The sequence below is a fragment of the Sphaerisporangium sp. NBC_01403 genome (assembly GCF_045040145.1).
GTDB classification, from domain to species: Bacteria; Actinomycetota; Actinomycetes; order Streptosporangiales; family Streptosporangiaceae; genus Sphaerisporangium; species Sphaerisporangium viridialbum.
Map to the genome: position 1 here is coordinate 584,892 of NZ_CP109534.1, position 19,241 is coordinate 604,132.

15 protein-coding genes are annotated in these 19,241 nt (G+C 72.9%); 8 read left to right on the forward strand and 7 right to left on the reverse strand.

The genetic code is table 11. From position 1 onward, the window contains the following. Positions 1-137 precede the first annotated feature (137 nt). Positions 138-2,984 carry a glycoside hydrolase family 3 C-terminal domain-containing protein gene (locus OG589_RS02490; protein ID WP_405145753.1) on the forward strand — a complete coding sequence of 949 codons (2,847 nt, stop codon included), beginning with the start codon at positions 138-140 and terminating at the stop codon, positions 2,982-2,984. Continuing rightward, positions 2,981-4,024 (forward strand): LacI family DNA-binding transcriptional regulator, encoded by a 1,044-nt coding sequence (locus OG589_RS02495; RefSeq protein WP_405145755.1) that lies wholly within the window; start codon positions 2,981-2,983, stop codon positions 4,022-4,024. The genes OG589_RS02490 and OG589_RS02495 overlap by 4 nt, the downstream gene beginning before the upstream one ends. Here the strand turns inward: OG589_RS02495 and OG589_RS02500 are convergent. Next, entirely contained in the window at positions 3,989-4,321 is a 333-nt protein-coding gene (locus tag OG589_RS02500; RefSeq protein ID WP_405145757.1) for a cupin domain-containing protein, read from the reverse strand. The two genes, OG589_RS02495 and OG589_RS02500, sit on opposite strands and share 36 nt — an antisense overlap. A gap of 289 nt (positions 4,322-4,610) precedes the next feature. Continuing rightward, on the reverse strand, positions 4,611-4,877 hold the full coding sequence (locus OG589_RS02505) for a DUF2249 domain-containing protein (protein WP_405145759.1): 267 nt from the start codon (positions 4,875-4,877) through the stop codon (positions 4,611-4,613). 66 nt (positions 4,878-4,943) lie between these two features. Between OG589_RS02505 and fdxA the strand changes: the two genes are divergently transcribed. The 3 genes from fdxA to OG589_RS02520 are packed head-to-tail and all read left to right on the forward strand — an operon-like array spanning position 4,944 to position 6,549. Continuing rightward, positions 4,944-5,288, forward strand: coding sequence for a ferredoxin (gene fdxA, locus OG589_RS02510; RefSeq protein WP_405145761.1), 345 nt, complete (start codon positions 4,944-4,946; stop codon positions 5,286-5,288). Next, positions 5,285-6,118 carry a helix-turn-helix transcriptional regulator gene (locus OG589_RS02515; RefSeq protein WP_405145763.1) on the forward strand — a complete coding sequence of 278 codons (834 nt, stop codon included), beginning with the start codon at positions 5,285-5,287 and terminating at the stop codon, positions 6,116-6,118. Before fdxA ends, OG589_RS02515 begins: the two co-directional genes overlap by 4 nt. Beyond that, positions 6,115-6,549, forward strand: a complete 435-nt coding sequence (locus tag OG589_RS02520; protein WP_405145764.1) for a hypothetical protein — start codon at positions 6,115-6,117, stop codon at positions 6,547-6,549. Before OG589_RS02515 ends, OG589_RS02520 begins: the two co-directional genes overlap by 4 nt. Positions 6,550-6,634: 85 nt before the next feature. Here the strand turns inward: OG589_RS02520 and OG589_RS02525 are convergent, their stop codons facing one another. After that, complete coding sequence (locus OG589_RS02525; protein ID WP_405151941.1) at positions 6,635-7,282, reverse strand: response regulator; 648 nt, start codon at positions 7,280-7,282, stop codon at positions 6,635-6,637. Positions 7,283-7,331: 49 nt separating this feature from the next. Beyond that, positions 7,332-9,365 carry a sensor histidine kinase gene (locus OG589_RS02530; RefSeq protein WP_405145766.1) on the reverse strand — a complete coding sequence of 678 codons (2,034 nt, stop codon included), beginning with the start codon at positions 9,363-9,365 and terminating at the stop codon, positions 7,332-7,334. Between the two features lie 178 nt (positions 9,366-9,543). Between OG589_RS02530 and OG589_RS02535 the strand changes: the two genes are divergently transcribed. Next, the gene (locus OG589_RS02535; protein WP_405145768.1) at positions 9,544-10,161 is read left to right on the forward strand and encodes a hypothetical protein; all 618 of its coding nucleotides are present in this window, start codon (positions 9,544-9,546) and stop codon (positions 10,159-10,161) included. A gap of 54 nt (positions 10,162-10,215) precedes the next feature. After that, positions 10,216-13,599 carry a BTAD domain-containing putative transcriptional regulator gene (locus OG589_RS02540; RefSeq protein ID WP_405145770.1) on the forward strand — a complete coding sequence of 1,128 codons (3,384 nt, stop codon included), beginning with the start codon at positions 10,216-10,218 and terminating at the stop codon, positions 13,597-13,599. A gap of 127 nt (positions 13,600-13,726) precedes the next feature. Here the strand turns inward: OG589_RS02540 and OG589_RS02545 are convergent, their stop codons facing one another. The 3 genes from OG589_RS02545 to OG589_RS02555 form a co-directional block, all read right to left on the reverse strand. Further along, complete coding sequence (locus OG589_RS02545) at positions 13,727-14,299, reverse strand: dihydrofolate reductase family protein (protein ID WP_405145772.1); 573 nt, start codon at positions 14,297-14,299, stop codon at positions 13,727-13,729. A gap of 205 nt (positions 14,300-14,504) precedes the next feature. Next, positions 14,505-15,293, reverse strand: coding sequence for a DoxX family protein (locus OG589_RS02550; RefSeq protein ID WP_405145773.1), 789 nt, complete (start codon positions 15,291-15,293; stop codon positions 14,505-14,507). Positions 15,294-15,353: 60 nt separating this feature from the next. After that, positions 15,354-16,907 (reverse strand): MFS transporter, encoded by a 1,554-nt coding sequence (locus OG589_RS02555; RefSeq protein WP_405145775.1) that lies wholly within the window; start codon positions 16,905-16,907, stop codon positions 15,354-15,356. A 290-nt stretch (positions 16,908-17,197) separates the two neighbouring features. Here OG589_RS02555 and OG589_RS02560 point away from each other — a divergent pair, with 290 nt between their 5' ends. Beyond that, positions 17,198-19,069: a hypothetical protein gene (locus OG589_RS02560; protein ID WP_405145777.1), complete on the forward strand. Its 1,872-nt coding sequence runs from the start codon at positions 17,198-17,200 to the stop codon at positions 19,067-19,069. The last annotated feature ends 172 nt before the right edge of the window (positions 19,070-19,241 follow it).

The window sequence follows — 19,241 nt, forward strand, 5'->3', positions numbered from 1 at the left end:
AAATCTTCGTATACATCGTCGAAGCGCTTCGACAGACCTCCGCACGTCAGCGGCGTCGAAGCGCTTCGACCGCCAGAGACGTTCGGCATCGAAGCGCTTCGATACGCCCCTCGGTGAGCGAAGGATGGTCCCCCCAGATGAACGAACCCGTGCCAGCCGCCTTCCGCGACCCCGGCCGGCCGCTCGCGGACCGGATCGCCGACCTCCTCGGCAGGCTCACCCTGGAGGAGAAGATCGGCCTGCTGCACCAGTACCAGGCGGCGGTGCCGAGGCTCGGGCTGGGCGCCTTCCGCACGGGCACCGAGGCCCTGCACGGCCCGGCCTGGCTCGGGCCCGCGACCGTCTTCCCGCAAGCGATCGGACTCGCGAGCACCTGGGACCCCGAGCTGGTGCGGAGCGTCGGCTCGGCGACGGGCGACGAGGTGGTGGCGTTCCATCACAAGGACCCGGCCGGTGCCGGGCTCAACGTCTGGGCGCCCGTGGTGAACCCGCTGCGCGACCCCCGCTGGGGACGCAACGAGGAGGGCTACTCCGAGGACCCCTGGCTGACCGGCGTGATGGGCACGGCCTACTCCCGGGGACTGCGCGGCGACCTCCCGACCATGAAGACCGCGCCCACGCTCAAGCACTTCCTGGCGTACAACAACGAGGCCGACCGGTGCGTCACCTCCAGCGGCCTGCCGCCCCGGGTGCTGCACGAGTACGAGCTCAGTGCCTTCCGCCCTGCGATCGAGTCCGGCGCCGCCGTCTCGCTGATGCCCTCCTACAACCTCGTCAACGGCCGCCCGGCGACGCTGAGCCCGCTGATCAACGACCTCGTCCGGACCTGGACGGAGGACGACCTGCTGGTGGTCAGCGACGCTCACGCCCCGGCGAACCTGACCGGCATGCAGGCCTACTACGACGACTCGCCGGAGGCGTACGCGGCGGCGATCAAGGCGGGGCTGGACAGCTTCACGCAGGACGACGACCGGCCGGGCGACACCCTGAACCACATCAGGAAGGCGCTGGACCTCGGCCTTCTGGAGGAGCGGGACGTCGACACCGCCGTCCGTCACGCGCTGGCCATCCGGTTCCGGCTCGGAGAGTTCGACCCCGCGACGCCGTACGACGACATCACCGAGGAGGTCGTGAACCGCCCCGAGCACCAGGCGCTGGCGCGGCGGGCCGCCACGCGGTCGATCGTGCTGCTGAAGAACGACGGCATCCTGCCGCTGGGGGAGCCCGCGCGGATCGCGGTCATCGGGCCGCTCGCCGACACCCTCATGGAGGACTGGTACAGCGGGACGCTTCCGTACGCGGTGACGGCCCGCGCCGGGCTCGCCGAGCGGTGCGTCACCGAGTTCCGCGAGGGCGTCGACCGGGTGGCCCTGCACGCCGCGGGCGGGTACGTGGCGGCCGGGGAGGACGGCGGCGCGCCTCTCGCGGTCAGGCCCGCGTGCGAGGCGCGGGTCACCTGGTTCGACCTGTTCGACTGGGGCGGCGGCGCGTACGCGCTGCGGGCGGTCGCCAACGGCAGGTACGTCTCGGCCGGCGACGACGGCCTGCTCGTCAACGACCAGCCCGGTCCCAACGGATGGGAGGTACGCCAGACCTTCCGGCTGGACGAGCGGCCCCGGGGCGCTCTGGCGCTCCGCCACATCTCCACCGGCCGCCATGTAGGCCTGGCGCAGGACGGCACCCTGCGGCTGACCGACGACCCGGACGCGGCGGCCGTCCTGACCCTGGAGCTCGTCGAGAGCGGCGCCCAGGCCGCCGCCGAGCTGGCCGCGAGCGCCGACGTGGCCGTGGTGGTCGTCGGGGACCACCCGCTCGTCAACGGCAGGGAGACCGAGGACCGGGCCGGCCTCGGGCTGCCGCCGGCCCAGGAGGCGCTGGTCAAGGCCGTCCACGCGGCCAACCCCGACACCGTGCTGGTCGTCAGCAGCGGCTACCCGTTCGCGGTGACCTGGGCCGAGGAGAACGTGCCCGCGATCGTGTGGTCCTCGCACGGCGGCCAGGAGTACGGCCACGCGCTCGCCGACGTGCTGTTCGGAGACGAGGACCCCGGGGGCAGGCTGACCCAGACGTGGTACCGCTCGGCCCGCGAGCTGCCCGACCTGTTCGACTACGACATCATCGCCACCGACTCGACCTACCTGTACTACCGGGGCACGCCGCTCTACCCGTTCGGGCACGGGCTGAGCTACACGCGGTTCGCGTACTCCGGCCTGCGGCTGTCGGCGAACCAGGTCGATCCGGGCGACGTGCTGACGGTAGAGGTGACGGTCGCCAACGCGGGGTCCCGGCCGGGGACCGAGGTGGTCCAGCTCTACACCTGCCAGCGGCGTTCCCGCGTCAAGCAGCCGCTGCGCCGGCTCAGGGGCTTCGAGCGGGTGCGGCTCGCGCCCGGCGAGAGCCGTACGGTGACCATGGCCGTCGAGGTGGCGGACCTGGCGTTCTGGGACGTCACCCGGGGCAGGTTCGTGGTGGAGGACGCGCCGCACAAGGTGCTGGTGGGGAGTTCCGCGCGGGACATCAGGCTGTGCGGGCGGTTCACGGTGAACGGCGAGCGCATCCCCCCACGCGATCCCTACGCCCGCCCTCTGGACGCGGCGGACAACGACGAGTACGACGGAATCGTGCTCCGCGACGCCGCCCGGGTGTCCGGGGACGCCGTCCAGGGCACCGACCCCGGCGGGTGGATCGCCTTCAAGGAGGTCGACTTCGCCGGCGGCGCCGCCGCGTGCGAGCTGACGGTCGCGAGCACCGAGGGCGGCGTCCTGACGCTGCGGCTCGACGATCCGCTCTTCGGGGAGGTCGTCGGCGCCGTGTCGGTGGCACCATCGAGGCACAGGTACGACCTCGTCGGCGTCGGATGCCCGCTCGCCGGTGCCGCCGGGGTGCATGATCTCTATGTCGTGTTCGAGAACGAGGGGGTCACGGTGAGCGAGCTGGCCTTCACGCCGGCGGCCGCGCAGGGAGCCACGGGGGGCGCTCGTTGAGAACGGTCACCATCGCCGACGTCGCCAAGCACGCCGGGGTCGCCGTCAGCACGGTGTCGTACGTGCTGAGCGGCAAGCGGGCGATCTCGGCGACGACCAGCCAGCGCGTGATGCGCAGCGTCCGCGCGCTCGGCTACCACCCGAACGCCGGGGCCAGGGCGCTGGCCAGCAAGCGGTCCAACGTGATCGCGCTGGTGCTGCCGCTGCGCGCGGGCATGCACCTGCCCGTCCTCATGCAGTTCGCCACCTCCGTGGTGACCACGGCACGCCAGTTCGATCACGACGTGCTGCTGATGACCGCCGACGAGGGGCCCGACGGGCTCAGGCGCGTGGCCGCGAGCGCGCTCGTGGACGGGCTCGTGCTCATGGACGTGGAGATCCACGACCAGCGCGTGCCGCTGCTGCGCGAGCTGGGGGAGCCGAGCGTGCTGATCGGGTTCCCCGCCGACGCCTCGGGGCTCACCTGCGTGGACCTGGACTTCGCGCGGGCGGGCGCCGTCTGCGCCGACCACCTCGCCTCGCTCGGCCACCGGGAGATCGCGCTGCTCGGCGCCCCGAACGTCGTCTACGAGCGCGGCACCGGGTACGCCGAGCGCACCATGGAGGGCTTCGCCGAGGCCGGTCGCGGGCACGGCATGACGACGATCGCCTGGCCGTGCGAGGAGAGCTTCGACGAGGTGTGCGCGACCGTGAAGGCGCTGCTGGAGCGGCATCCCGGGCTGTCCGGGCTGGTGGTGCACAACGAGGCGGCGGTCGGCCACGTGCTCGGCGCGCTGCGGGTGCTGGGCAGGCGGGTGCCGGAGGACGTGTCGGTGGTGGCGATCTGCCCCGACGACGTGGCCGAACGGGCCAGCCCCCCGCTGACCTCGGTGCTGATCCCCGCCGCCGACGTCGGCTACCAGGCGGTGCGGCTGCTGATGGCCAAGCTGGAGGGTGTCGCCGTCCCCGACTCCACCCTCCTCGAACCCCGCCTCACCATCCGCCACAGCTCGAAACACCACGGGTCAGGACCGTTTCACGACCGTGAGCAGGATCGCTGAGTCCTCGAACGCCTCCAGGCTGTGGCGGGCGTCCGGCACGAGCAGAAGGTCGCCCGCCCGGCCTTCCCACGACGTCTCTCCGGAGGCCAGGCCGATCCGTCCACGGAGCACATGGACGGTCGCCTCACCAGGGCTCTCGTGCTCCTGCAGCGCAGAGCCCTTGACCATACCGATCAGTATCTGCCGTAGCACGCGCTCACGCCCGCCGACGACCCCCTCGGCGGCGTGACCCCCGGCCGAGCCCGCCGCGCGGTCAAGCAGGCGACCAGCCAGCTCATCCAGAGAGAACTTCTGCATGGAGGCACCTTCCTCGGTGTGTTGCCTCTTGGTGTGTACGCCGAACGCGTGAGGGCGGCCGGCGGATCTTCGTGCCGCGCCTGGCACACGGGCACCGGCCGGCCGATGAGTCAGGACATGCTCAACAGGCCGGGGCCGATTGGATGGACAGCGCTGGCCGCCGCTGATGCACGGTGAAGTAGCTGATGCCGTTGGCTCCCGCGGTGATCGAACGGTTCGACCGGCGAGGGAGCAGATCAATCCGCCGTAGCTGAGCGGCAGCGTGGCCGCGTCGGTGGCCGACTCACCGTCACCGGCCAGGATCTTGGATCTGCGGTGCGGTGGGCGCGGCGGTCCTGCTGATGCGGATCCGCCAGAGGCGGGGCCCGGATTCCAGATACTCCCAGCGGTACGCGCCCGCCTCGTCGGTCTCGAACTCGTCGCGCAGATGCTTCGGGTCGTGGTTGTTGATGAGCACGAACGACTCGCCCGCCTCAAGCTCGGCGAACAGTGCGAAGATCCGCGGGTGTCGCTCGGGACGCGGTACCTCGCGGACATCGATCTCCTGAACCGGCATGTCACTCCTTCACCTGGTCGAGGTTACTACTATTACCACATGGATTAATTGGATAAGCTGGCGAGCATGACTTATGTGATCGGACTGCCATGCGTGGACGTCAAGGACCGCGCATGTGTGGACGAGTGCCCGGTGGACTGCATCTACGAGGGAGAACGGATGCTCTACATCCACCCGGAGGAGTGCATCGACTGCGGCGCGTGCGAGCCGGTCTGTCCGGTCGAAGCGATCTACTACGAGGACGACCTGCCCGACGAGTGGAAGAAGTACCAGGCCGAGAACGAGCGCTTCTTCTCCGAGACCCTTCCCGGCCTGGATGGACCGCTGGGCTCACCCGGGGGCGCGGCCAAGCTCGGGCTGGTGCCCGCCGACACCCCGCTGGTGACCGCTCTTCCCTTCCAGACGTCATGACGGGTTCCCCGGGGCCACGGCCCCAGCCGTCCGCCGGGCCGTCGCCGCATCCCGGCTCGGACCTCCGCCGCGTCGGAGATGCCGGTCATCCCGGCTCGAACTCCCGCCGCGGCCCGCGCGGGGACGCCGGCGACGAGCCGTCGCGCCGTGACCTCGTCCTGGCGATGGTCCGCGAGGCGCCGGCACCGCTCAGTGTGGCCGACATCGCCGAGCGGCTCGACGTCCATCCCAATACGGTGCGCTTCCATCTCGACGCGCTCCTCGCCTCGGGGGCCGTCGAACGGACCGCAGGCGAGCGCGCCGGGCCAGGCCGGCCACCGGTGGTGTACGTGCCGCGCCCCGGGATGGATCGCGGCGGCCCGCGAAACTACCTTCTGCTGGCGGAGATCCTCGCGGGGCACCTCGCCGCCACCGCCGCCGACCCGGCTCAGGCGGCCATCGACGCCGGACGCACCTGGGGGGCATTCCTGGCGCAGTCCCCTCCACCGGTACAGGAGGTCACCGAGACGCAGGCGGTCGGCCGGCTCGTCGAGCTGCTCGACGGACTCGGCTTCGCGCCCGAACCGCAGCCGGCCGAGCGGCCGACCCGGATCGGACTCCGCCACTGCCCCTTTCTGGAGCTGACCGACACGCGAGCCCGGGTCGTCTGCCCGATCCATCTCGGCCTGATGCAAGGAGCCATGAAGGCGATGGGCGCACCGCTGACCGCCACCCACCTGGAGCCGTTCGCCCGGCCGGACCTCTGCCTCGCCCACCTGGGTCCGGCGACCGATCGGCCCGCCCCTTCCGGGGCCGCGAACCCCCAGCACCCAGATGAAGGGCGGACATGAACCACACCGTCGTGGCTGCCGCGGCAGCCACGAGTTTCCTTTGGCTGGGGATGGTCCTCGCCATCTCCGGCCTGGAGGCGCCACTGAAGTTCCGCGCGCCCGGAGTGAGCCTCCAAGTCGGCCTGTCCATCGGCCGGCTGGTCTTCCGGGCCCTCAACCGTGTCGAGATGGCGCTCGCGGCGGTGGTGCTCGCCGCAATGGTCACAAGCGGTGCGTCAGCGGCGCTGACCGCCTTGGCCCTGGCCCTGGCCGCGCTGCTGGCCGTGCAGGTCGCCGTGGTACGGCCGCGGCTGAACCGCCGCTCCGACCGCGTGCTGGCCGGCGAGGAGGCGCCCCGGTCGCGGGCCCACCACGCCTACATCGCACTCGAAGGGGTGAAGATCATCGCCCTGACCGTCCTCGCGGTGACGCTCATCGCCGGCCTCTCGTAACCGAGGGCCGCATCGCAGTTCGCGACGCTGGGCAGCGAGCCGTAGTGGCCGTGAACCGCGGGATTCGCGCGTCGTCGTCGAGGTGTCAGTGGCCGAGGCCGGCCTCGCGGGCCTGGACGATGGCCTGGGCGCGGTCGGCGACCTGGAGCTTGGCGAAGACGTTCGACACGTTGTTGCGCACGGTCTTCGGGGCCAGCGACAGGCGCTCGGCGATCCGCTGGTTCGACAGCCCCGCCGCGATGAGGTCGAGCACCTCCCGCTCGCGCGCTGTGAGCTGCGGGAACGGCGTCTCCCTCGGCGGCTGGGCGGTGACGAGCCTGGCGAAGTAGCGCGTCACCCGACCGGCCAGCGCCGGGCCGAAGATCACCTCGCCGCTGGCGACCGCCGTGATGGCGCGCAGGATCTCCGTCTGGTCCGCGCCCTTGAGGAGGTACCCCCGCGCGCCCGCCAGCATGGCGGCGAAGACGCTCTCGTCGTCCTCGTGCATCGTGAGCACGAGCACTCCGGTCTCCGGGCGCGCGGAGACGATGCGCTCGGTGGCCTTGACGCCGTCCAGCCGGGGCATCCGCAGGTCCATCACCACGACGTGCGGGCGCAGCTCGGCGGCGAGGGCCACCGCCTCCTCCCCGTCGGCGGCGGTGCCGACCACGTCGACGTCCCCGGTGGAGGCGAGCATCATCCGCAGGCCGTCCCGGTAGACGGGGTGGTCGTCGGCGAGGAGCACCCGGGGGATCACAGGGACGCTCCTGCCCGAGCAGGGAGGAACACCGGGCCGGTCCGGATCATCGGGATGCTCCTGCCCGCGCAGGCAGCACCGCGTGGACGCGGGTGCCGCCGGTCTCGGCGGCGGCCACCGTGCACCGGCCGCCCAGCTCCTCGGCGCGCTCGCGCATGCCGAGCAGGCCCACGCCCACCAGGGCGCCAGGCCGGACCCCCCGGCCGTCGTCGATCACCTCGGCCTCCAGCTCGCTCTCGGTCACGGTCAGGCGGACCTCGCAGCCGGTCGCGCCCGCGTGCCGGGCGACGTTGACCAGAGCCTCGCAGACGATCCGGTAGGCCGCCACCTCGGTCGCGGCGGGCAGGCGGCCGAGATCTCCCCTGGCCTCGACGCGCACCGCGAGGCCGCCCTCCCGGAACCGGGCGCCCTCCTGCCGCAGCGCCTCTGCCAGGCCGAACTGGTCGAGGGCAGGCGGGCGCAGGCCGTGGACCAGGCGCCGCACGTCGCCGAGTACGGTGGCCAGGTCCCCCCTGACCTGGTCCAGCGCGTCGCGGGCGGCGCCCGTGTCACGGACGGCCAGGTTGCGGGCGGCCTCGATCTTCAGCGCGGCGGCGGCGAGCGTGGGGCCCAGCCCGTCGTGGAGGTCCCTGCGCAGCCTGCGACGCTCCTCCGCCACCCCGGTGACCATGCGCTCGCGGCTGTGCTGCAGCTCCTCGGTGAGTGCCGTGGCCCGTACCGCCGCGGCGGCCTGCCGTACGACGTCGGCGAGGAGCCGCTGGTCCGACTCGGACGGCGGCGCGCCCGTGCGCGGCACCAGCGCGAGCCGCCCGATCGAGGCCTCTCGATACGTGAACGGGAGGACGACCACGTCGTCGCGGGGGGTGCCGTGCTCGACCACGACCGTCCGGCCGTCCGCGCGGTCCAGCTCGACCCGCACGTACGGGGAGCGGAACGACGCCGACACCACCCTGGCCACCTCCAGCAGCAGCTCGTCGGGCCCGACGGACTCCTCCAGCCGCCGGGCGAGCGCCGAGACCACGTCGTACGGCTCGGCCCGTCCGGTCAGGACGCGGCTCACCCACCGGCGCGTGCGCGCGCGCAGCGGCGCGTAGACGACCGCGACCACGGCCGCCGCCAGGACCGCCGCGACCGGCTCGTCGATGAGCGCGCCGAGTCCCACGAAGACGGGCACGTCGATCGCGACGACCGCGATCGCGAGGCTGCCGTACAACAGGGTCCAGCCGAGCACCGGGTCGACGTCGTACAGCCGGTAGCGGCCCACGGCCACCAGGACCGCCGCGGCGATCGCCAGCAGCGAGACGACGAACGTGAGGTCCAGCGGCAGGCCGTCGACCACGAGCGGCGTCAGGATCAGGACCCCGTTCAGCAGCGCCGCCATGAGCATCCAGCGAAGCTGCGCGCGGCGGATGCCCGAGGACCCCCAGAACCGCCGGACGAACGCCGCCACCGGCACGAAGAGGCTCGGCACCAGCAGCGCCGGGGTGACGGCAATGGCGGCTCGCCAGACCTGGTCGGGGACGGGGGGAAGCGGGAGATCGCTCCCCGGCAACGGCCCTCCCGAGGACTGGCTCCCCCAGGGAACGGTGAGGAAGACCAGGACCGCGAGGCCGGTGGCACCGAGCGAGAGCGCGGCGGCCCACCGCCAGCGCGGTGACGGCAGCCGGCCGTCGGGGAAGAACAGCAGGACGAGAGGCGCGACCAGGTTCAGCAGCGGCCCCAGCCGCGCTCCGGCGAACACCGCCAGCGGGGTCAGCGGCAGCGTCCCTCCGTGCCGGGTCAGCGACAGCACCGCGTACGCCGCGGCGAGGCCGTTGACGCTCGCCACCACACCGCCGGCGATCAGCAGCCAGGTCATGAGGTGGCGGGGCAGGCGCATGGCGAGGACCCACCCGGTGACCGCGAGGGCCGCGCCGGGAACCGTCGAGGACCACACGGCCCAGTTGAGCGGCTCCGGCCGCGTCACCGGTCCGGTCGCCACGTCGGCCCAGGTGGCGAGCGCGGCGGCGAGGACGCACAGCGCCGCGATCGTCGTCGCGCCCATCGCCGGACGATGGTGCGCGCCAGAGAGGCCGGACATGCTGATCAGCGTGTCATATGTCCATCTCGATGACACGGGAGCGGCGTCCCGTCCCACCCGGGACACCGGTCCCTGGCGGGGCCGGGCGGATCGAGGACTCCCGGCGCGGCTCCGCTCCCTGGGCGCCCGGGACGCCGGGCGGAGACGGTGGTCTTCCGACCGACCAAGGAGGACCACCATGTCCGTTCGCGTGCAGCGAAGCAACGTCAACCCGAACGAGCCCGTGGCGCCGCGGCCCGTCGTGGATCCGGCGCGGATCCGCGTCGCCGGGCTCTTACTCGCCGCGGGGGCGGCGGCCTGGGCGGCCGGCATCGTCATCCTGGGCGACAAGGTCCAGGAGGGCGTCCAGACCCTCGACACCATCACCGGGATGCTGTACATCGCGGGGGTCTTCGCCCTGGTCTGGGTGGTGCTCGCCACCCGGGGGACGGGCGACCGGTGGGGACGGGTGATCCCCGGGGGGCTGCTGGTCCTGCTCCCCGGCGCGTTCCTGCTGAACGCGCTCTCCTTCGGCTACGCGCACTACGACGACTTCCCGCTCCCGCTCTTGATCCTCGACGCCTGCTGGCCGCTCAGCATGCTCGGCATGCTGGTCCTCGGCATCGCCGTCGCGGTGACCGGCCGCTACCAGGGGCTGATGCGCCGGCTGCCGCTGCTCGCGGGAATGTGGTTCCCGGTGTCCATACTGGCGCAGCTCTTCGGGGGCTCCCTCGTGTCGACCTACGTCAGCGCGGCGTGGCTGCTGGGCACCTATACCCACATCGGACTCCGGCTCGCCGCGCGCCCGGCCCTTTGATACGTGGTCGGCTGTCTCGCGCTCGTGGGGTGACGATGGGGGACAATCAGGGACGTGTTCTTCGGCATCCTCGGCTCGACCGAAGCGTGGCGCTCCGACGGGAGTCCAGCACGTGTCGGCGGTCCCCGGGTGCGCCTGCTCCTCGCGCTGTTGCTGGTCGACGCGGGTCAGGTGGTCGGCACTCAGCGCCTGATCGACGGCCTGTACGGCGAGGATCCGCCGGCGGACGCGGCCAATGCCCTGCAGTCGCAGGTGTCGCGGCTGCGACGCGGCCTCGGCCCGGAGGAAGGCCGGCTGCTGGAGCTCCACGCGGCCGGGTACCGGCTGGCGGTCGACCCGGATTCGGTGGACGCGCACCGCTTCCAGCGGCTGGCCAGGGAGGGGCGCCGGGCGCTCGCGGATGGTGATCCTTCCGGCGCCCGCACGCTCCTGGGCGAGGCTCTCCGGCTGTGGCGCGGGCCCGCGCTGGCCGATGTGCCGTTCGCCGGGGCGCGGGCCACCGGGCTGGAGGAGCTGCGGCTCGCCGCGCTGGAGGACCGCGTGCAGGCGGAGCTGGCGCTGGGCGGCCATCGCGAGGTGGTCGCGGAGCTCTTCGAGGTGGTGGCCGCCCACCCGCTGCGCGAGCGGCCACGCGCGCAGTTGATGCGGGCGCTGTACGGCTGCGGGCGTCAGGCCGAGGCGCTGGCGGTGTTCGAGGACGGGCGGCGGCTGCTGGCCGAGGAGCTCGGCGCCGACCCCTCAGCGGACCTGACGACGGTACACCTGGCCATCCTCCGCGCCGACCCGTCACTCACCCGACCCTCCCCGCCCTCATCGCCGCCCCCACCGCGCGCCGCCCCGGCATCCCCTTCCTCGTCGGGTACCGCCTCAGACCGTCCCGCCGCGTCCGCGCTGCCCTGGCAGGGGGTGCCGGCGCAGTTGACCAGCTTCGTGGGACGGGAGGAGGAGCTGCGGCGGGTCGGCAAGCTGCTGGGCGCAGGCCGGCTGGTCACGATCATCGGCCCGGGCGGCGCGGGGAAGACCCGGCTGGCGGTCGAGGCCGGTGAGCGGGAACAGGGCCAGGTGTGCTTCGTCGACCTGGCCCCGCTGGGGGAGGGGACGCGGGTGCCGCAGGCGGTGCTGAGCGCGCTCGGCCTGCGCGAGGCGGGGCTGTCGACGCTGGCACGCGTGCCTTCCGACGTGACGGGGCGGCTGCTGGCCGCGCTGGCCGACCGGCGGCTGCTGCTGATCCTGGACAACTGCGAGCACGTGATCGACGAGGCGGCCCGGCTGGCACGCCGGTTGCTGGGCGGTTGCGCCGGGGTCCGCGTGCTGGCCACGAGCCGGGAGGCGCTCGGGATCACCGGCGAGGCGTTGTGCCCGCTGCCGCCGCTCGGCCTGCCCGCCGGGAACGCGGCGGTGCGGCTCGGCGTGGCCGGCGCACTGCGGTACCCGGCGGTACGGCTGTTCGCGGACCGGGCCGCCGCCGTCTCGCCGGATTTCGTGGTGGACGACTCGAACGCCGCGGCCGTGATGGGGATCTGCGTCGCGCTCGACGGCCTGCCGCTGGCCATCGAGCTGGCGGCCGCCCGGCTGAGGGCGCTGCCGGTGCGAGAGATGGCCGTCCGGCTCGGCGTGATGGGCCGGGAGGGCGAGGCGGGGCACGACCGGTTCGGCCTGCTGTCGCGTGGCGACCGCACGGCGGCGGAACGGCACCAGACGCTGCGCGCGGTGGTGGCCTGGAGCTGGGAGCTGCTGGACGCGGAGGAGCGCGTCCTGGCCCGGCGGCTGACGGTCTTCCGCGGCGGCGCGACCCTGGAGGCCATTGAGCAGGTGTGCGACCTGCCGGAACACCAGACGGCCGAGACGCCCGGCCGGTCCGGCGACGGCCCGGCGCAGGAGTCGCGCGGGGCGGTGGTGGGGGTTTTGGCGGGGTTGGTGGACAAGTCGCTGGTGGAGGTGAGCGGCGGGCGGTACCGGATGCTGGAGACGATCCGGATGTTCTGCGCGGAGCGGCTGGAGGACGCGGGCGAGGCCGAGCGGTTGCGGAAGTCGCACGCGAGGTGCTTCGCCGAGCTGGCGAGCACGGCGGAGCCCTGCCTGCGCAGGACGGAGCAGCTGGAATGGCTGGCACGGCTGACGCTTGAGCACGCCAACCTGCAGGCGGCGCTGCGCTGGGCGGTGAGCGGTGACCCGGTGATGGCGCTGGAGCTGCTGGCGAACCTGTCGGTCTACTGGTGGTTGCGCGGGCTGCCCAGCGAGGGAGGTTCGCCGGCGGCCGAGCTGCTGCGCGTGATCGGCACCGAGCCGCCCGTCGGCCAGGAGGACGCGTACGTCGCGTGCGTGGTGCTCGCCGGACGGGATGGGTTCCACGCGCCCGGGCTGTGGCCGTACCGGGAGCGTGCCCGAGCGATCATGCGCTCCCTGGACAGGGCGCCGCGCCAGCCGTTCACGATGGTCCTGTGGGCGATGGCGACGGGTCCCGCCGCCGCCGAGGGCCGCAGCTGGGAGGGCTTCGGGGGCGCGGACGCGTGGCTGGAGGCGCTGAGCCGCCTCGGCGAGGGCTTCGGCGAGCTCTTCGGGGGGCGGGTGGAGGAGGCGCGGCCCGCGTTCACCTCGGCTCTTCACGGCTTCAGGTCCGTCGGGGACCGCTGGGGGACGATGCAGGCACTGGACGCGCTCGCGGTGCTGGCCGAGTGGCGTGGCGACCAGGCGACCGACCGGGCGATGACCGAGCAGGCCCTTGAGCTGGCCGGGCAGCTCGGCGCGGCCGAGGACACGGCCGAGATGCTCTACCGCCTGGCCCACGGCCTGCTGCGCCAGGGCGACCCGGAGGGCGCACGCGCCACCTACGAGCGTGCCGGCGAGGTGGCCCGTACGGCCGGACTGCCCGCGGCGATGGCCGGAGCGTGGTTCGGCTTCGCGGAGCTGGCCCGGCTGCGCGGCGACCTCGCCGAGGCCAGGCGGTTCGGCGAGATGGCGCTGAGCGCCTGCGCCTCCGAATGGGTGCCCACGGGAGATCTTCGCACCCGGATCCTCGTCGGGCTGGGGAGGATCGCCGAGGCCGGGGGCGACCCGCGGGAGGCGGAGTCCCGGCATGCCGAGGCGCTGGACAACGCGCTCTCCCTGCGCCACCTCCTCAACGTGGCCGGTGTGGCCGAGGCGCTGGCGGGGGTCGCGCTCCTGCGCGGTGACGGCGAACGCGCCGCGCTGCTGCTGGGCGCGGGAACGGCGCTGCGCGGCGCGACGATGCGGGAGGACCCGGACGTGCCCCGGGTCGCGGCGGCGTCCAAGGAGCTGATCGGCGCCACCGCCTTCGCCGCCGCCTACGAGCGCGGCGCGGCGATGACCCCGGTGGAGGCGCTGGTGCTGGCCGGCGTGCCTCCCGAGGCCCTGGACGGCCTGGTGCTCTGGAAGACCGTCTTCGCCGACCCGAGAGCCCGGAACCAGCAAGGGTGACCGGAATCGTGCCCGGACCGCAAACCAACGGTCGCCTCGGCCGGGGGGGTTCGGAGTCCGGTCGAGGCGACGCTGTGGTCGGTGAGGAGGGCCGGCCGGTGTCATGCCCGGGAAGTTCTTCGCGTCGTCAGCCGCCGGAGGGCGGCACCGGCTCGTAATCGAGCACGATGACCCCGGATTCGGAGATGGTCGTGTCCACGAGTTCGAACTCGTTCATGTCGTATCCCTCGAAAATGGAATCGGAGCCGGAGCCCCCGAGCGTGACAGGATGGAGCCAGAGGCGGAACCGGTCGACCAGGCCGAGATTCATCAGCTCGCGCACGATGCTGATGCTGCCGTAGACCAGGATGTCGCCGCCCGGCCGCTCCTTCAGCCGCGACACCTCGTGCGCGAGGTCGCCCTTGGCCAGGGTCGAGTTGTTCCAGGTGAGAGGCTCCTTGAGGGTCCTGGAGAACACGATCTTGGGGGTCTCGTTCATGTGGTCGGCGAATCCGGAGTCATCGGTCATGGACGGCCAGGAACCGGCCATTTGCTCGTAGGTGACTCGTCCTAGAAGGAGAAGGTCCGCTGCGAATAGCTGGTCGTGGGCGTACTTTCCGGTGTCCTCCCGGAAACGTCCGGTAACCCAGCTCATGTCCCCTTTAGGGCCAGTGGCGAAACCGTCGAGGGTCGCGAACAGGGACACGATCGTCTTTCGCATGGGATCTCCTCGTGACTGCGTTCGAGCAATCCGATGTATGGATATGGGCGGCCTTCTCTAACGCCTTCTCGGCCCCGGCTCCTTCGGTTGAAGAAGCGCTTCTGCACATGAGAGTACCCCATCACCGACCACAGTAACGTTCAAGACAAAAAAAATTGTCGGTGATTCGGCTGGAGCCGCCCGGTGCACGGCGATGGGGCGATGCCTAGCCGGGGTCGGTGTCGGTGGTGGCCTTCCGCCCGCCCGCGACGAGGCGGTCACGCTTGCCCGCCGAAGCGGACGAAGAAGAGGGAGCGGAGGAAGCCGAGGGGGCGTCGACGGGGCTGCCGGGCGTGGTGTCCTGCGCGTCGCCCACGGGCCGCGCCGGGCGGCGGGGCCGCGTCTTGCGCGGGGCGGTGACCTCCGCGGTGTCGCCGGACTCCGTCTTCCCCTGTGGGAACGTCACCGGGCCCTTCGCGGGCGTCTCGGCGCCGGCGTCCACGGGGCCGGCGTCCTTGGGCGGAGCGGTCTCGCGTGACGTCTCGCGCCAGGAGGAGATCACGTCGTCCGCCTCGGCGTCGGCGGCCATCTCGTCGGCGGCCTCCGCCTCGCGCCGCCGGATCACGACGAGGTGGTCGATGGACAGCCGCCCTGCCCCGACGACGGCCAGCAGCACGGACGCCGCGCCGAGCGCGACGATGAGGTTGATGTCCCCGCCGGTCAGCGGAAGGCCGGTGTCACCGCTCACCAGGACGAAGACCGCGAGCGCCTCGACGAAGAGTATGAGCCCGCAGGCCGGCACGGCCAGGCCCGCGACCAGGAGCGCCCCGCCGATGAGCTCGATGAGCATGGTGGCGGCGGCCCAGATGCCGGGGCCGGGGGCGTCCATCTTCGCGAACTGCTCGCTCGTCGCGGTCAGCCCGAACTCGAGCTTGTGCCAGCCGTTGGCGAAGAAGATGCCGCCGACGCCCAGCCGGGCGGCCAGCGAAGCGAGATCCTGGAAGGTTCGTCTCACGGTAGCCATTCTCTCGGGGTCGGTCCGTGTTGCACAGACAATTGCCCTGTATCGCTTCCGTCATGCACGCCTGGAGGCGCGGCGTGGCAGCAGGAGCACGGCAGTGAGCGCGGTGACGCCCAGCAGGACGACGCTGACCAGGACGGTCGAGTGGAGCGCCGTCACGAACGCGGCCCGCGCGGCCTCCATCAGGGCGCCGCCGGCCGGCCCGCCGACCTTGCCCGCGACATGCGCGGCCGACGCGAGCGACTCCCTTGCCTGCCCCATGGCGTGCGGCTCGACCCCGGGCACGGTGCCCACGGACGGCGCGTACACGATCGTGGTGATCGTGCCGAGCACGGCGACCCCGAGGCCGGCGCCGAGCTCGTACGCGGTCTCCTCGATCGCGGCCGCTCCGCCCGCGCGCGACTCCGGCGCGGAGGCCATGATCGTGTCGGAGGCGGCCAGCAGCGCGACCTCCACGCCGAAGCCGATGCCGGCGAAGCACAGGCAGAGCATGAGCGGGTGCTGCTCGGTGCCCCAGGCGATGGTGGGCGCCAGGGACAGCCCCGCGAGCGCGAGGCCGCCCGCCATGGTCGCGCGAAGGCCGAGGCGCTGCAGGATGTGGGCGGCGCAGAGCCCGCCCGCGATGGCGGCCACCATGAGGGGGAGCATGCGCACGCCGGCCCGCAGGGGGCTGTCGCCGAGGACCAGCTGGAGGTACTGCGCGAGCATCAGCTCCAGGCCGACCAGGGCGAACACCGAGAGCAGCACGCACAGGACCCCGACCGCGAAGCCGCGCTGGGCGAACAGGCCGATGTCGAGCAGGGGATGGGCGAGCCTGCGCTGGCGGGAGGTGAACCACACGAGCAGCCCGGCACCCGCCAGGAGGATCACGATCGCGGGGAGGAGGCCGAGCGTCGCGCCATGCCCCGCCTCCTTCAGGCCGAAGGCGAGGAACAGGATGCCGAGGATGGAGAGCACCGCGCTCGGCGCGTCCCAGCGGTGGCCAGGATCGCCCGGCGACTCCGGCAGCAGGCGCACGGCCAGGGGCAGCGCCACGACGAGCAGCGGGACGTTGATCAGGAAGACCGCGCCCCACCAGAAGTGCTCGACCAGGACGCCTCCGACCAGCGGGCCGACGGCGGCGCCACCGGCGGCGACCGCGCTCCACACGCCGAGGGCGATGGCGCGCTCGCGGCGGTCGGTGAAGACCTGCCGGATGATCGACAACGTGGCCGGCATGATCATCGCCCCGCCGACGCCGAGGAGGGCCCGGGAGGCGATCAGGGTGAGCGGGGTGCCCGCGAAGGCGGCGGACAGCGAGGCGACCCCGAAGACCACGTAGCCCGCGAGGACGAACCGCCGCTTGCCGTACCTGTCGCCGAGCGTGCCGAAGGTGACCAGGAGCGGGGCCACGACCAGGGAGTACACGTCGATGATCCACAGCAGCTCGACCGCCGACGGCTCAAGGGCGGCGGTCAGCGCGGGCACGGCGATGTGCAGGACCGTGGCGTCCACGGCGATCAGCAGCAGGCTGAAGCAGAGCAGGGCGAGCACCGACCACCGGCTTCTCCGGGGGTCCACTGTGGTGCTCTCGGCGCGGACGCCGGGCCGGGTGCCCAAAACGGTCATGAGCACTCAAATGGGCTCGGCCTGCTGAACATGCGTGGCAGCTTAGGCCAATCTCGGGTGATTCTTCAGCAGCTTGGCGCAACGGCTGAGGACCACCGGCGCGATGCGTTCAAGAAGATCACGATCATGAGTGTTGCACGATCTCCAGAGGCCCATGGGATGGGTGGTCAAGCTGGGGCGCTGCCGACCTCTCTAGAGAGCTATAGGTATATGTCCGACATCTAGGCAATCGGTGATCCGCAACAGACCATGACGAGGTGGGGAACGCCAGCGAGTCAGATCCCTCTCCGGTGCCATCCCCGCGAGACCGCTCCGATCCCCGGGCCTGGTGTGTGGTCGCCGTCGCGAGGCTGGCGCGCGATCAGCCCGAGGGGGCGCTGGAGGCCGCCGGCGAGGCGGTCGAACGCGACCCCGACGGCGAATGGGGCCATCGGCTGGCGAGTCTCGCCCTTGAACGCCTCGGCCGCGACTCCGAGGCGGTCGTCGCGGCTCAGGACGCCGTCCGGCTCGCACCCGGCTCCTGGGCCGCGCGGCTGAGGTTGGGCTCGATGCTCCGCAGGCTCCCCGGCCGGTGGCGGGACGCCTGGGCCCACGCGCGGCAGGCGGTGCGGTTCGCCCCCGAACAGCCCGACCCGCACGTCCTCATCGGCGACCTCGCCCTGCTGCGCGGCGACCACGAGCAGGCCGCCGCCGCCTACCGGGCCGCGCTGCGCAGGGACGACGACCATCCCGGCGCGCGGATCAACCTCGGGCTGACGTTCCTGCGCTGGGAACGGCCCCGCGACCACCACGACCCCACCTGGACGGTGGACCCCCGCGAGACCGGCCGCTCCCGCCGCGCCCTGGAGGTCTGGGCCAGGCAGGTGCGGGCGCTCCTGGCGATCTCCCTGGCCGTCGTCACCGTCCTGGCCTTCTGGTACGACCTGCGCGCCGAGGCGCGCATCGGCGGCGCGGCCGTCCTGGTGCTGGTGCTGGCGGCGACCGTGCGGCAGGGCCGGAGGATCACGGTGTGGAAGTACGTGCCCGGGATGCTCGCCCGCGACCTGTGGCTCTGCGTGGCCGTGTCGGTGACCTTCCTCGTGGTGGCGGCGTACGTGGCGGCGCTGGCCACCCTGCCGGCCTGGTCGCTCGCGGGCGAAATCGTCACGCTGGTCGCCGCCGTCTCCCCGCCCGCCATGGTCCGGTGGGAGGACGTCCTCGGCGGGTTCTGGGCCGGGCTGCTCGGGCTGGTGCTGTTCAACGGGGTGGCCGTGCTGGTCCTGCGCGCCTTCACCGAGGCGTGGCGCGGCAGGCCCGTACGGGCGCTCGCGGAGTTCACCGCCGTCCCGCCAGAGCGCGTCGGGCGGCGGAACACCGCCGTGACCCTGTGGATCGTCGCCGCGCGCCTGTGGTTCCTCGTGGCCGTGCTCGCCGTGGTCGCCGTGCTGCCCCTGATGGCCGCCGAGCGCCGCGCCGCGCTGGCGGGGGTCTGCGTACCGGTCGCCATGCTGTACGTGCGCGGGCGTGGCGGCCTGCGGTCGCGGATGCGCGAGATCCTGCGCGCCGACTGGTGGCTGGCGGTGGCGCTGGCGTTCCTGCTGGTGTCCTCCGCCGCCCTGGTGGTGGCGGGAGCCGTGCCCGCGCTGGGCCTCGCCCCCTGGATCGGCGAGCGGGCCTGGTGGTCGGTCGCGGGCGCGCTCCTCGTAGTGGTGGTCGCGTTCGTGGCACGGGCCGCGCGGGCGTGGTGGCGCGGGTCGGCCGGGCCGTGGCGGGCCTCGCTGATCCTCTGCGAGGGATGCGGTCCGCGCCTGCCGGGCGAGGTCGGCCCGTCGGTCGCGCTCAGCCCCGAGGTGCGGCGGGCCTTCACCTACTCCCGCAGCGTCGTGCTGTCCTACACCGACGCCGGAGGCCCCCGTACGCTCGCCGTCGGGGCCGTGACCTCGGTGAGCGCGTCCGGAGAGCTGCGCCTGAACGCCGCAGAGGAGGCGTGGGCCGCCGCCGAGCGCGACCCGCGGGTGGCCGTCTTCGTCGCCGACCCGATCGAGCGGCGCTTCTGGGCCGAGGTCCGCGGCATCGCCCTGCCGGACCCCGGGGAGGACGTGCTGCGGGTGACGCCCAAGCACGTCCTCGTCGGCGAGTACCCCGGCCGCCACGAGGCCCGCACCTCCCCCCGCAGACCCTGATCCCCGTACGGCCGCGCATCCCCGGTCCGGCGAGAACCGTCCCGCCCCGCGTTTCCCCGCCCGTCGGGGGCACCTCTCCGTAGGGACCTCGCGGCGCGTTGTGAAGGGCACGCGGCCAGGGACGCGCGCGTGGGGCCCTGGTGCGGTATAACCGGGAGGCGACCGGGGAGGC